Genomic DNA, 459 nt, shown 5'->3' with positions numbered 1-459 from the left:
ACGCCAACGGCGGGCATCTGCTGGCCACCTTGTTGGGCCTGTTTGTCGTCACATCCTGTTAGGGCTAAGCTGCCTGAGAGCATCAGAACGACCGCCAGAGGCGTAAACCCTCTGTTTTTGTTCATATGTAAACCTCGAGTGTCCGATTTCAAATTGGTCAATGGTCAAAAGTTAATAAACCCATTGCTGCGTTTATATTATCGTCGTGCTATGGTACATACATTCAAAAATGTATGTAAATCTAACGCCTGTAAATTCACGAACATATGGCACGAAAAACCAAACAAGAAGCGCAAGAAACGCGCCAACACATCCTCGATGTGGCTCTACGTCTTTTCTCACAGCAGGGGTATCATCCACCTCGCTGGGCGAGATTGCAAAAGCAGCTGGCGTTACGCGCGGTGCAATCTACTGGCATTTTAAAGACAAGTCGGATTTGTTCAGTGAGATCTGGGAACT

Annotated in this window: 1 pseudogene; it reads left to right on the top strand. The window is 47.1% G+C overall.

Annotation, left to right across the window (positions count from 1 at the left end):
* Positions 1 to 266 precede the first annotated feature (266 nt).
* Positions 267 to 459, top strand: a pseudogene (gene acrR, locus K0039_RS25265) (multidrug efflux transporter transcriptional repressor AcrR); the annotation flags it as partial.

Source organism: Terrisporobacter mayombei, assembly GCF_020748465.1.
GTDB classification, from domain to species: domain Bacteria; phylum Bacillota; class Clostridia; order Peptostreptococcales; family Peptostreptococcaceae; genus Terrisporobacter; species Terrisporobacter mayombei.
The sequence above is the reverse complement of the archived record's forward strand: the minus strand, read 5'-3'. Positions and strand labels throughout refer to the sequence as shown.